This is a genomic window from Streptomyces sp. NPDC052687 (assembly GCF_040678395.1).
Classification (GTDB): Bacteria; Actinomycetota; Actinomycetes; order Streptomycetales; family Streptomycetaceae; genus Streptomyces.
The window spans coordinates 1-12,489 of record NZ_JBFATR010000041.1 but is presented as its reverse complement, the minus strand read 5'-3'; the positions used below and the strand labels follow the sequence as shown (position 1 = coordinate 12,489).

The 12,489-nt window shown below is 72.3% G+C and carries 11 protein-coding genes; 5 read left to right on the top strand and 6 right to left on the bottom strand.

Going from position 1 to position 12,489, the window contains the following annotated elements; translation table 11 throughout:
- Positions 1 to 84 precede the first annotated feature (84 nt).
- From AB0K92_RS26030 to AB0K92_RS26015, 4 genes are all read left to right on the top strand, one after another.
- Positions 85 to 1,563, top strand: coding sequence for an MFS transporter (locus tag AB0K92_RS26030; protein ID WP_365926657.1), 1,479 nt, complete (start codon positions 85 to 87; stop codon positions 1,561 to 1,563).
- A gap of 148 nt (positions 1,564 to 1,711) precedes the next feature.
- Complete coding sequence (locus AB0K92_RS26025) at positions 1,712 to 3,505, top strand: DEAD/DEAH box helicase (protein WP_365926655.1); 1,794 nt, start codon at positions 1,712 to 1,714, stop codon at positions 3,503 to 3,505.
- 606 nt (positions 3,506 to 4,111) lie between these two features.
- Positions 4,112 to 4,753, top strand: coding sequence for a helix-turn-helix domain-containing protein (locus AB0K92_RS26020; protein WP_165999190.1), 642 nt, complete (start codon positions 4,112 to 4,114; stop codon positions 4,751 to 4,753).
- Between the two features lie 107 nt (positions 4,754 to 4,860).
- Positions 4,861 to 5,649 carry a S16 family serine protease gene (locus tag AB0K92_RS26015; RefSeq protein ID WP_365926653.1) on the top strand — a complete coding sequence of 263 codons (789 nt, stop codon included), beginning with the start codon at positions 4,861 to 4,863 and terminating at the stop codon, positions 5,647 to 5,649.
- Between the two features lie 18 nt (positions 5,650 to 5,667).
- Here the strand turns inward: AB0K92_RS26015 and AB0K92_RS26010 are convergent, their stop codons facing one another.
- From AB0K92_RS26010 to AB0K92_RS25990, 5 genes are read right to left on the bottom strand one after another with little or no spacing between them, the layout of a single operon-like run.
- The gene (locus AB0K92_RS26010; protein WP_365926651.1) at positions 5,668 to 6,636 is read right to left on the bottom strand and encodes a glycine betaine ABC transporter substrate-binding protein; all 969 of its coding nucleotides are present in this window, start codon (positions 6,634 to 6,636) and stop codon (positions 5,668 to 5,670) included.
- A complete protein-coding gene (locus tag AB0K92_RS26005; RefSeq protein WP_365926649.1) occupies positions 6,633 to 7,493 on the bottom strand; it encodes an ABC transporter permease in 861 nt (286 codons plus the stop codon). The genes AB0K92_RS26010 and AB0K92_RS26005 overlap by 4 nt, the downstream gene beginning before the upstream one ends.
- Positions 7,490 to 8,731 (bottom strand): betaine/proline/choline family ABC transporter ATP-binding protein, encoded by a 1,242-nt coding sequence (locus AB0K92_RS26000; RefSeq protein WP_365926647.1) that lies wholly within the window; start codon positions 8,729 to 8,731, stop codon positions 7,490 to 7,492. The genes AB0K92_RS26005 and AB0K92_RS26000 overlap by 4 nt, the downstream gene beginning before the upstream one ends.
- Positions 8,724 to 9,371 carry an ABC transporter permease gene (locus tag AB0K92_RS25995; protein WP_365926714.1) on the bottom strand — a complete coding sequence of 216 codons (648 nt, stop codon included), beginning with the start codon at positions 9,369 to 9,371 and terminating at the stop codon, positions 8,724 to 8,726. Before AB0K92_RS25995 ends, AB0K92_RS26000 begins: the two co-directional genes overlap by 8 nt.
- 16 nt (positions 9,372 to 9,387) lie before the next feature.
- The gene (locus tag AB0K92_RS25990; RefSeq protein ID WP_365926645.1) at positions 9,388 to 9,891 is read right to left on the bottom strand and encodes an Lrp/AsnC family transcriptional regulator; all 504 of its coding nucleotides are present in this window, start codon (positions 9,889 to 9,891) and stop codon (positions 9,388 to 9,390) included.
- A 135-nt stretch (positions 9,892 to 10,026) separates the two neighbouring features.
- On the opposite strand from AB0K92_RS25990, the gene hppD reads away from it, so the two are divergent.
- Positions 10,027 to 11,172 carry a 4-hydroxyphenylpyruvate dioxygenase gene (hppD, locus tag AB0K92_RS25985; protein WP_365926643.1) on the top strand — a complete coding sequence of 382 codons (1,146 nt, stop codon included), beginning with the start codon at positions 10,027 to 10,029 and terminating at the stop codon, positions 11,170 to 11,172.
- 28 nt (positions 11,173 to 11,200) lie between these two features.
- Here hppD and AB0K92_RS25980 read toward each other — a convergent pair.
- A partial coding sequence (locus AB0K92_RS25980; protein WP_365926641.1) for a tetratricopeptide repeat protein occupies positions 11,201 to 12,489 on the bottom strand: 1,289 nt, incomplete at its 5' end.

Sequence of the window (12,489 nt, the reverse complement as noted above, 5' to 3'; positions counted from 1 at the left end):
GCGGAGGGCGTACGACCAAGGGCTGAGGTGATCACCGCCTCCCGACAGGGGTCAAACAGCTCCGAGCCCCTTACTCTGACGGACATGGCCGCCCTCGATCCGCGCGACGCCGAAGTCGCCGACGCAGCAGCAGATCCCGTCCACACACCGGGTGCATCCGAGCCGCCGAGTCACGCGAGCGGAGGTGTTCTCGGGCGGTCCTACCGGGCGCTGAGTATCGGGATCGTCTCCGTCGTGGTGCTGATCGCGTTCGAGGCGACCGCCGTGGGGACCGCGATGCCGGTGGCGGCGCGGGAGCTGGACGGGGTGTCGCTGTACGCGTTCGCGTTCTCGGCGTACTTCACGACCAGTCTGTTCGGCATGGTGCTGGCCGGGCAGTGGTCGGACCGGCGCGGCCCGCTGTCGCCGCTGACCTGCGGTATCGCCGCCTTCGCGGCGGGGCTGCTGCTGTCGGGGACCGCGGGGGTGATGTGGCTGTTCATCCTCGGGCGGGCCGTGCAGGGGTTCGGTGGGGGACTCGTCATCGTCGCGCTGTACGTCGTCGTCGGCCGGGCCTACCCCGAGCGGCTGCGGCCCGCGATCATGGCCGCGTTCGCCGCGGGCTGGGTCGTGCCGTCGATCGTCGGACCGCTCGCCGCGGGAGCGGTCACCGAGCAGCTGGGCTGGCGCTGGGTGTTCGTCGGCATTCCGGTGCTCGTCGTGTTTCCGCTGGCCCTCGCGCTGCCCCAGATCCGGCGGCGGGCGGGCGGCCCGGTCGACGGGTCGAAGGACGCCGCCTCCTTCGACGCGCGGCGCATCCGGCTCGCGCTCGGCATCTCGCTGGGCGCCGGGCTGCTCCAGTACGCCGCCCAGGACCTGCGCTGGCTCTCCCTGCTGCCCGGCGCGGCCGGTGCCGCCCTGCTCGTGCCCGCCGTGCTCGGGCTGCTGCCGCGCGGCACCTACCGGGCCGCGCGCGGGCTGCCGTCCGTGGTGCTGCTGCGCGGCGTCGCGGCGGGCTCGTTCATCGCGGCCGAGTCGTTCGTGCCGCTGATGCTGGTCACCCAGCGGGGCCTCACGCCCACGCTCGCCGGGTTCTCGCTCGCCGCGGGCGGCGCGACCTGGGCGCTCGGCTCGTGGGTGCAGTCCCGGTCCCGCGTGGAGCCGTACCGCGACCGGCTGATGACGCTGGGCATGGTGCTGGTGGCCGCGGCCATCGCGACCGCGCCGAGCGTGCTGATCGAGGCCGTGCCGGTGTGGACGGTGGCCGTCGCCTGGGGCTTCGGCTGCTTCGGCATGGGCCTGGTGATCTCCTCCACCAGTGTCCTGCTGCTCCACCTGTCCGCGCCCGAGGAAGCGGGCAGCAACTCGGCCGCGCTCCAGATATCCGACGGCCTGTCGAATGTGATCCTGCTCGCGGCCGGCGGCGCCGCCTTCGCCGCGCTCGGCGGCGGCACGGTCGCCCACTCCACCACCGAGGCCGCCGGCGCCGCCTCCCACCCCGCCGCCTTCGCCGCCGTCTTCCTGCCCATGGCGGCGGTCGCCCTGCTGGGCGCCTGGGTCACCACCAGGGTGCGGGAACGGTGAGTCACCACCGCCGTCACCGAGGGTGTTGTGACGTGGGTCCCACCCTCGGGCGACCCGGCCTGGTTCGCGCGTTGACGGCGGCGGCCCGCCGGTAGGGTGGCCCGGTTGTCATACGTAGCCGAGCCGCTCGACCCCCACGACGGAGACCGTGACTACCACCGCCGCTTCCTCCTCGCACCACCTCTCGCCCGCCTTCCCCGGCCGCGCCCCCTGGGGCACCGCCAGCAAGCTGCGTGCCTGGCAGCAGGGGGCGATGGAGAAGTACATCCAGGAGCAGCCGCGAGACTTCCTGGCGGTCGCCACCCCCGGCGCCGGTAAGACGACCTTCGCGCTGACGCTCGCGTCCTGGCTGCTGCACCACCACGTCGTGCAGCAGGTGACCGTGGTCGCGCCCACCGAGCACCTGAAGAAGCAGTGGGCCGAGGCCGCCGCGCGGATAGGGATCAAGCTGGACCCCGAGTACAGCGCCGGGCCGCTCGGCAAGGAGTACGACGGCGTCGCCGTGACGTACGCCGGTGTCGGCGTACGGCCCATGCTGCACCGCAACCGCGTCGAGCAGCGCAAGACCCTCGTCATCCTCGACGAGATCCACCACGCCGGTGACTCCAAGTCCTGGGGCGAGGCCTGCCTGGAGGCGTTCGAGCCGGCGACCCGGCGCCTCGCCCTGACCGGTACGCCGTTCCGCTCGGACACCAACCCGATCCCCTTCGTGACGTACGAGGAGGGCCCGGACGGCATCCGGCGCTCGGCCGCCGACTACACCTACGGCTACGGCTCCGCGCTCGCCGACGGCGTCGTCCGCCCCGTGATCTTCCTCAGCTACAGCGGCAACATGCGCTGGCGGACCAAGGCCGGTGACGAGATCCAGGCCCGGCTCGGCGAGCCGATGACCAAGGACGCCATCAGCCAGGCCTGGCGTACGGCGCTCGACCCGCGCGGCGACTGGATGCCGGCCGTGCTGCGCGCCGCCGACCAGCGCCTGACCGAGGTCAGGAAGGCGATCCCGGACGCGGGCGCCCTCGTCATCGCCTCCGACCAGGACTCCGCGCGCGCCTACGCCAAGCTGATCCGCGAGATCACCGGCCACAAGGCGACCCTGGTCCTGTCCGACGACGCGGGCGCGTCGAACCGGATCGACGAGTTCAGCAACAACACCGACCGGTGGATGGTCGCCGTCCGCATGGTGTCCGAGGGCGTCGACGTGCCGCGCCTCGCGGTCGGCGTGTACGCGACGACGATCTCCACGCCGCTGTTCTTCGCGCAGGCCGTCGGGCGCTTCGTGCGGTCTCGGCGCCGGGGCGAGACCGCGTCCGTGTTCCTGCCGACCGTGCCGGACCTGCTCGGCTTCGCCAACGAGATGGAGCGCGAGCGCGACCACGTCCTCGACAAGCCGAAGAAGGACGGCGAGGAGGACCCGTACGCCGAGGAGGACAAGCTCCTCAAGGAGGCGGAGAAGCAGCAGGACGAGGACACCGGCGAGCAGGACATGCTGCCGTTCGAGGCGCTGGAGTCCGACGCCGTCTTCGACCGGGTCATGTACAACGGCGCCGAGTTCGGCATGCAGGCGCACCCGGGCAGCGAGGAGGAGCAGGACTACCTCGGCATCCCCGGACTCCTCGAACCCGAGCAGGTACAGCTGCTGCTGCAGAAGCGGCAGGCGCGGCAGATCGCGCACAGCAAGAAGAAGCCGGACAGCGAGGCGGACCTGCTGGAACTGCCTGCCGAGCGGCGGCCCGTCGTCTCGCACAAGGAGATGATGGAGCTGCGGCGCAAGCTGAACACGATGGTCGGCGCGTACGTCCACCAGAGCGGCAAGCCGCACGGGGTCATCCACACCGAGCTGCGCCGGGTGTGCGGCGGGCCGCCGGCCGCGGAGGCCACCGCGGGGCAGCTGCGGCAGCGGATCGCCAAGGTGCAGGAGTGGGCCACGCGGATGCGGTAGGCCCACCGGGTCTTCGCCGCCTCCCGCGGGTCCTTCCGCGCCACCCTGCGGGTCTTCCGCGCCTGCCGCGAGCCTTCGCCACCTCCCGCGGGTCTTCCACGCCTGCCGCGAGCCTTCGCCGCCCCCCGCGGGTTTCCGCACCTACCGGGGTCTTCCCCGCCTCCCGCGGGTTTCCGCGCCCACCGCGGTCTTCCCCGCCTCCCCGCGGGCCTTCGACGCCTCCCACGGTCTGCCCCGCCCCCGCAAGCTTCGGCGTCCGAGGCGGGCGGGGCAAGCCGCGGGGGGTGAGCGGCAGCGCGTAGGCGGCGGGGCGTGCGGTGGGGAGCCGCGCGCCGTACGTATCGGGATATGTCACGGCACGTCGTATCGACTCATGCCCGGATTCTGGACGGAGCCTTCCGCTGAGCGGACCGGCTCGCTACTGTCCCGCTACGCACACGCCCCGTGGCAGCGCCGCCGCGGAGCGCAGCCGTGTAGCGACGCGGCCCGGAACAAGGCCGGGCCGCCAGCCGATCGGCAGCCTCTACCAGCGCGTCGCTGACGGGACTCGGCGACGCATCCGCCGCGAGGGAGGGCTGCCGACCTCACCACTAAGGAGTGGGCGTCGTGACCGCGGAGACCTCTCAGACGCTCGACCGAGGACTGCGCGTCCTCAAGCTGCTGGCCGACACGGACCACGGGCTGACCGTCACCGAGCTATCCACCAGACTGGGCGTGAACCGGACCGTGGTGTACCGGTTGCTGGCCACGCTGGAGCAGCACGCACTCGTCCGCCGTGACCTGGGCGGACGGGCCCGGGTGGGGCTGGGCGTGCTGGGGCTGGGCCGCCAGGTGCATCCGCTGGTACGGGAGGCGGCGCTGCCGGCGCTGCGGTCGCTGGCCGAGGACATCGGGGCGACGGCGCATCTGACGCTGGTGGACGGGGCGGAGGCGCTGGCCGTCGCCGTCGTCGAGCCGACCTGGACGGACTACCACGTGGCCTACCGGGCGGGCTTCCGGCATCCGCTGGACCGGGGCGCCGCGGGCAAGGCGATCCTGGCCGCGCGGGCCAAGCCGACGGGCGACCCGGGCTACACGCTGACCCACGGCGAGCTGGAGGCGGGGGCGAGCGGCGCCGCCGCGCCGCTGCTCGGGGTCACCGGGGTCGAGGGCAGCGTGGGTGTCGTGATGCTCGCCGACGCGGTGCCGGAGCGGGTGGGGGCCCGCGTGGTCGAGGCGGCGAGGGAGGTCGCGGAGGCCCTGCGCTAGGGGGTGTCTCGTCGATCAGCCCGGCGTGATCGGCGAGCCCCCTGGTACGGCGCCCGGTGCGGGGGCTGGGCGGGGGCGGTTGCGCAGCATCGCGTTAGATTGACTCCGTGCTCTCTCGTCTCACGCGTTCCCAGGCCCTCGCCGTCTGTTCGGTGCCCGTCGTGGCGCTGGTCGCGACCGCTGTGTTCGCGCCGTTGCCGTTCGCGGTGGCGCAGCCGGGGTCGACGGCGGATGTGCTGGGGAAGAACAAGGGGACCCCGGTGATCACCATCTCGGGGGCGCCGGTCCGGGACACGCGGGGCGAGCTGCGGATGACGACGATCGTGGCGACCGGCCCGGAGGTGCGGGTGTCGCTCGCGGACCTGCTCGACGGCTGGTTCCGCTCCGACCGGGCCGTGATGCCGCTGGACGCCGTCTACCCGAGCGGCGAAAACGTGAAGGAGATCGAGGAGTTCAACGCGAAGCAGATGCGGCAGTCGCAGGACGCGGCGACCGCGGCCGCGCTGAACTACCTCGGCCGCTCCGACGACGACATCGACGTCGACCTGGAGCTGGCGGACGTCGGCGGCCCCAGCGCGGGGCTGCTGTTCTCGCTCGGCATCGTCGACAAGCTGGACGGCGACGGCCGCGGCGGCGACCTCACCGGCGGCCGTACGATCGCCGGCACCGGCACGATCACCGCCGACGGGGAAGTCGGCGCCGTGGGCGGCGTGGCCCTGAAGACGCAGGCCGCCCGGCGGGACGGCGCGACCGTCTTCCTGGTGCCGAGGGACGAGTGCGCGGACGCGAAGGCGGAGGCGCCGAAGGGGCTGCGGCTGATCCCGGTGACCACACTCGAGGGCGCCGTGCGGTCGCTGGTCGCGCTGGACTCCGGCAAGGCCGTGCCGTCCTGCTGAGCCGGGCCGCCGCCCCGGTCAGCCCTGCTTCACGAACCCTTCCGCGACCAGCCAGTCCAGCGCGACCTGGTGCGGGTCCTCGCCGTCCACGTCGACCTTGGCGTTCAGGTCCTGCGCCACGTCGTTGTTCAGCTTCCTGGTGATCGGGTCGAGGACGCCGGTGATCGCCGGCCACTCCTTCAGCGTCCTGGTGTTGATCACCGGCGCCGCGTTGTAGTTCGGGAAGAACTTCCTGTCGTCCTCCATCACCACCAGGTTCATGGACTTCACCCGCCCGTCGGTGGTGAAGACCTCGCCGTAGGTGCAACTGCCCTTCGCCGCCTGGGTGTAGATGATGCCGGTGTCCATCTGGGTGATCCGGCCCGCCGGGACGTCCATCCCGTACTCCTTCTGCATCCCCGGCAGCCCGTCGGCCCGGTTGGCGAACTCGCCCTCCACGCACAGCGTCACCGCGCCGGGGTCCTTCTTCGCGAGCGCGGCGACGTCGGAGAGCGTCTTCGTGCCGTACTTCTCGAAGTTGGCCCGGTTCATGGCCAGGGCGTAGGTGTTGTTCAGGGCGGACGGCGCCAGCCAGGTCAGGCCGTTCTTCCGGTCGGCGTCGCGCACGGCCCGCCACTGCTCGTCCGGGTCGGGGATGGGATCCGGGTTGCCGAGGTACGTGATCCAGGCGGTGCCGGTGTACTCGTACACGGCGTCCGCGTCGCCCTTGCGGACGGCCTCGCGGGAGCCGATGGAGCCCTGGATCCCGGTGCGGTCGAGGACCTCGGCGCCGGCCGCCTCGAAGGCGATGCCCAGGATCGCGCCGAGGACGAGCTGCTCGGTGAACGACTTGGACGTCACGGTGAGATCGGCGCCCTTGAGCGGCTCGCCCCGCCCGATCGTTCCCGGCCGCACGTCGTCGGCCATGGGGGAGCCGCTGGTCAGCCCGCACCCGGAGGCCGCGGTCAGCAGTCCGCCCGCCAGCAGCAGACACATCCGCCGTCTCATGTCCCCGCCTCCAGTCCCCGCGGGCGCAGCAGCAGTTCCGCCAGCGAGGCCAGCCAGTCCACCAGCAGGGCCAGGGCGATCGTGAGGATCGAGCCGAGCACCAGCACCGGCATCCGCTGGTTGGTGATGCCCGTGGTGATCAGCACGCCGAGGCCGCCGCCTCCGCCGAAGGTCGCCAGGGTGGCCGTGCCCACGTTCAGCACCAGCGCCGTGCGCACGCCCGCCAGGATCAGCGGCACCGCCAGCGGCAGTTCCACCTTCGTGAGCACCCCGAGCGGGGACATGCCGATGCCGCGGGCCGCCTCCAGCAGGGTCGGGTCGTTCGCCTTGAGGCCCGCGATGGTGTTCGACAGCACCGGCAGCACGGCGTAGACGATGATGCCGATCAGGGCGGCCCGGCGGCCGATGCCGAGCCAGATCACCAGCAGGGCGAGCAAGCCGATTGCGGGGGTCGCCTGGCCGATGTTGGCCAGTGCCATCGCCACCGGCGTCGCCCTGCGGATCGCCCCGCGGGTCAGCAGGATGCCCAGCGGGATCGCGATGATCAGCACGAAGAAGGTGGAGATCACCGTCAGCTGGACGTGCTGCCACAGCGCCTTGGAGACCTGACCGCCGGACAGCGCGTTCTCGGAGATGGTGTCCAGGTCGGCCTGGTCGAACCACAGCCAGGTCGCCAGCAGCAGCGCCACCAGGAAGGCGGGCAGGAAGGTCAGCTTCCGCCAGCCGATGCGGCGTGGCTGCGGGCTTCGCAGATGCGGGACGGGCTCCGCCTCGGCCTCGCCGTCGTCCCGGAACGGCAGCCCTCTGACCTCGTGCTCGCCCTCGGGGCGGCGCCCGCGGTCCGGTGCGCTCGTCACGCCGTCGCCTCCCCTCCGCGGCCCTCCCGCTCGGCGTGCGTCAGCTCCTCGCGCGCCTCCTCCAGCTCGTGCCGGTGCTCCATCGCGTCCAGCCGGTCGGCCTCCAGCAGCTCGTGCATGGAGTTCATCAGCGTCTCCACGTCGACGACCCCCGTGTACTCGCCGCGCCGCCCGGTCACCGCGACCCGCCCGGCGTTGTCGGTGAGCACCGCCTCCAGGGCGTCGCGCAGGGTGGCGTCCCGGGTCACCGTGTCGTGCACGAGGGTGCCCGCGCGGGCCAGCGACCCCTTGGCGCGCATCAGGTCGCCGCGCCGCAGCCACTTGTAGGGCCGGCCCCGCCTGTCCAGCAGCAGGATCTCGTTGGTGCCGCTGCGGCGGAGCTTGTCGAAGATGTCCTGCAGGGCGTCGTCGACGTTCACCGTCGGATAGTCGGTGATCTCCACTTCGCCGACCCGGGTGAGGTTGAGCCGCTTCAGCGCGGCGCCCGCGCCGACGAAGCCGGAGACGAAGTCGTCCGCCGGGTTGGTGAGGATCGCCTCCGGGGTGTCGAACTGGGCGATGTGCGAGCGCTCGCGCAGCACCGCGATCCGGTCGCCCAGCTTGATCGCCTCGTCGAAGTCGTGGGTGACGAACACGATCGTCTTGTGCAGCTCGTGCTGGAGCCGGATCAGCTCGTCCTGGAGGTGGTCGCGGGTGATCGGGTCGACCGCGCCGAACGGCTCGTCCATCAGCAGCACCGGCGGGTCGGCGGCCAGTGCGCGGGCCACGCCGACGCGCTGCTGCTGGCCGCCGGACAGCTGGCGCGGATAGCGGCCACGGAACTCGCCGGGGTCCAGGCCCACCAGGTCCAGCAGCTCCTCGACCCGGTCGCGGATGCGGGACTTCGACCAGCCGATCATCTTCGGTACGAGCCCGATGTTCTGGGCGACGGTCATGTGCGGGAAGAGGCCCGCGGACTGGATGGCGTAGCCGACCTTGCGGCGCAGCTTCACCGGGTCGATGTCGGTGACGTCCTCGCCGTTGATGCGGATCCGGCCGCTGGTCGGCTCGATCAGCCGGTTGATCATCTTCAGGGTGGTCGACTTGCCGCAGCCGGACGGCCCCACGAAGATCACCGTCTCGCCCGCGCCGATCTCCATGCTGACGTTGTCCACCGACGGCGCCGGGTTGCCGGGGTAGCGCTTGGTCAGGTTCTCCAGCTCGATGGTCGCGCCGCCGGTCGGGGTGTTCTCAGGCACGGATCCCCCTCGGGATGGTCAGCCGTCCGATCAGGACGTACGCGGCGTCGAAGAGCAGGGCGAGGACGATGATCCCGAGGGTGCCCGCGAGGACCTGGTTCAGCGCGTTCCTGCTGCCCAGAGAGGCGATCCCGCGGAAGATCTCGTTGCCGAGGCCGGGTCCCGAGGCGTACGCGGCGATGGCGGCGATGCCCATCAGCATCTGCGTGGAGACCCGGATGCCGGTGAGGATCGGTGGCCAGGCCAGCGGCAGCTCCACCCGCACCAGCCGGGACAGCCGCGACATGCCGATCCCGGTGGCGGCGTCCACCAGCGCGGGGTCGACGCCGCGCAGGCCGACGATCGCGTTCCGCACGACCGGCAGCAGCCCGTACAGGGTCAGCGCGATCACGGTCGGCGGCACGCCCAGGCCGACGACCGGGACGAGCAGGCCGATCATGGCGAGCGACGGGATGGTGAGGAGGGTGGAGGTCGCCGTGGTGGCCAGGTTGCCGGCCCAGTCGCTGCGGTAGGTGGCCACCCCGATCAGCACCCCGAGGACGGTGGCCACGACCATGCACTGGAAGACCGCGCTCGCGTGCTGCCCGGCGTCGGCGAGCAACTGCTGGTGGCGACTGCCCAGGTACTCCCAGAAGTTCACATCGCTCACCCCACGGCTAGGACGTCCCTTCCCGGGCCCGGCCCGACGGCTCGGTCGGCAGCGCCGCCTGCTCCACCAGCGGGATGATCCGCAGCGGAACGGGGTTCTCCATCACGATCGCGGTCGAGGCCCGGACAATGCCATCAAAACCGACGACCCGGTCGATCACCCGCTGAAGATCGGCGTTGGAGCGGGCCACCAGACGGCACAGCATGTCGCCCGTCCCGGTGGTGGTGTGCAGTTCCAGCACCTCCGGCACGGTCGCCAAGTGGGCCCGTACGTCGGCTCCTTGCCCCTGCCGGATCTGGAGGGTGGCGAACGCCGTCACCGGGTAGCCGAGGGCCGCCGGGTCCACCTGCGGGCCGAAGCCGCGGATGACTCCGTTCGACTGAAGCCGGTCCAGGCGCGCCTGCACGGTGCCGCGCGCCACGCCCAGCCGCCGGGACATCTCCAGCACCCCGATCCGCGGCTCGCGCGCCAGCAGCACGATGATCCGCCCGTCCAGATGATCGATCGCCATGCCGAGCCCTCCCACCCGCCCACAGGGTGGGCATCCTGTACAGAAAGTCCGCCGATACGGCCGTACGACTGAGCAGACTGCCCAGTGAATACGCAAACTATTGCGCACCTTGCAGAGCGGGGCCAGGCTTCGGCTATGACGCAGACCACACACCACACTCCCGACACCGCCCGGCAGGCCGACCCCTTCCCGGTCAAGGGAATGGACGCGGTCGTCTTCGCCGTGGGCAACGCCAAGCAGGCGGCGCACTACTACTCCACCGCCTTCGGCATGAAGCTGGTCGCCTACTCCGGACCGGAGAACGGCAGCCGCGAGACCGCGAGCTACGTGCTGGAGAACGGCTCCGCCCGGTTCGTCTTCACCTCGGTCATCAAGCCCGCCACCCCCTGGGGCCACTTCCTCGCCGAGCACGTGGCCGAGCACGGCGACGGCGTCATCGACCTCGCCATCGAGGTGCCGGACGCCCGCGCCGCCTACGCGCACGCCATCGAGCAGGGCGCCCGCAGCGTCGCCGAGCCGTACGAGCTGAAGGACGAGCACGGCACCGTCGTCCTCGCCGCCATCGCCACCTACGGCGAGACCCGCCACACCCTGGTCGAGCGCACCGGCTACGACGGCCCCTACCTGCCCGGCTACGCCGCCGCCGCCCCGATCGTCGCCCCGCCGGAGCGCCGCACCTTCCAGGCCATCGACCACTGCGTCGGCAACGTCGAACTCGGCCGGATGAACGAGTGGGTGGCCTTCTACAACAAGGTCATGGGCTTCACCAACATGAAGGAGTTCGTCGGCGACGACATCGCCACCGAGTACTCGGCGCTGATGTCGAAGGTCGTCGCGGACGGCACCCGCAAGGTGAAATTCCCGATCAACGAGCCCGCGATCGCGAAGAAGAAGTCGCAGATCGACGAGTACCTGGAGTTCTACAACGGCCCCGGCGTCCAGCACATCGCGCTCGCCACCAACGACATCGTCGCCACCGTCCGCCACATGCGCGAGCACGGCGTGCAGTTCCTGGACACCCCGGACTCCTACTACGACACCCTCGGCGAGTGGGTCGGCGAGACCCGCGTGCCCATCGACACCCTGCGCGAACTGAAGATCCTCGCCGACCGCGACGAGGACGGCTACCTGCTGCAGATCTTCACCAAGCCGGTCCAGGACCGCCCGACCGTCTTCTTCGAACTCATCGAACGCCACGGCTCGATGGGCTTCGGCAAGGGCAACTTCAAGGCCCTGTTCGAGGCGATCGAACGCGAGCAGGCCAAGCGCGGCAACCTGTAGCCGCCATCGGCAGCCGTTGCCGCCGGGGCTACTCCGGCGCCAGCACTCCCCGCGGCAGCGGCTCCACGGGCGGTTCGCCCAGCTCCCGCAGAGCCGTCCGCGCGCGCGGCGCGTGCAGCGGGGAGAACCAGGGGTTCAGGCGCAGCGCCTCCTGGAGATGACGCCGGGCGGCGCCCTCATGGCCGAGGGCCCGCTCGATCATCCCCCGGTGGTACGCGTACAGGGCGCTGCGCACCCCGATCCCCTTCTGCCGGTCGGTCACCCGCACCGCGAACTTCCGCGCCTCCTTGTGCTCGCCCGCCCGGTGCAGCGCCCACCCCAGGGCGTCGGCGACCGCGACCGACGGCTGCCGCCGCCACTCCGCGCGCAGCCGCCGCACCGCGGCTCTCGCGTCCCCGTGGTCCGCCTCGAAGACGCCCAGCACCAGCTCCTCGTCCGCGCCGCCCGCGGCCGCCGCCCGCACCCGCTCCCGCAGCAGGTCGTAGTGGATCCGCGCCGCCTGGTCCAGCCCCAGCGACTCGTACAGCTCGCCCAGCTCCAGCGCGTGCTCCGGCGCCGGCCGCTTGGCCAGCGCCGCCCGGTACGCGGTCAGCGCCTCCGAGGTCCGGCCCAGCGCCGCCAGCACCTTGCCCTGCCCGGCCTGCGCGACCCGCTGATCGGGGTCGGTGCGCAGCGCCTCCTGGAAGTGGCGCAGCGCCGCCTCCCGCTCCCCGCGCTCCCACGCCAGCTGCCCGGCCCGCTCCAGCCACGCCGCCCGCTCGGCGGCCGAACCGGCGGCCGCCGCCGCGTCCGACAGCTGGGCCGCCGCGTCCTCGCGCCAGCCCAGATCCCAGTACAGGGTGGCCGCGCGGGCCTTCACGGCCGGACCCGACCGCAGCTCCCGCAGCCGGTCCAGGGTCCGCTGGGCCGCCTTGAGATCACCGAGTCCGGTGTACGCCTCGATGAGCAGCGGATACGTCGTCCACCGCTCGCTGTCCGCCTTCAGCGCGGCCTCGCCCCACTTGCGCGCCGCCCGGAAGTCCCGCCGCGCGTTCGCCAGCGCCGCCAGACCGTCCAGGGCCGCCGCGTTGCCGCGGGCCCGCACCCGCAGCGAGGTGTGCAGCGCCCGCTCCGCCTTCGGGTAGTTCCCCGGATCGGCGGCGCGCCGCCCCTGCTCCACGTACGCCGTCCCGAGCACCGCCCAGGCCGCGGCGTCCCGCGGATGCCTGCGCAGGTGCGACTCGCGCTCCCCGATCAGCGCCGCCAGCTCCGGCGGCGCGGCCGGCATCCCCTTGGTGACCGCGGCCCGCGCCGCGGCGGCCCCCGCAGCGGGCGGCG

Bases quoted from the DNA above. Each gene is read 5' to 3' on its own strand.
- AB0K92_RS26030 (WP_365926657.1), top strand. From the start codon at position 85: ATGGCCGCCCTCGATCCGCGCGACGCCGAAGTCGCCGACGCAGCAGCA.
- AB0K92_RS26010 (WP_365926651.1), bottom strand. From the start codon at position 6,636: ATGAGACGGCGGATGTGTCTGCTGCTGGCGGGCGGACTGCTGACCGCG.
- AB0K92_RS25990 (WP_365926645.1), bottom strand. From the start codon at position 9,891: ATGGCGATCGATCATCTGGACGGGCGGATCATCGTGCTGCTGGCGCGC.
- hppD (WP_365926643.1), top strand. From the start codon at position 10,027: ATGACGCAGACCACACACCACACTCCCGACACCGCCCGGCAGGCCGAC.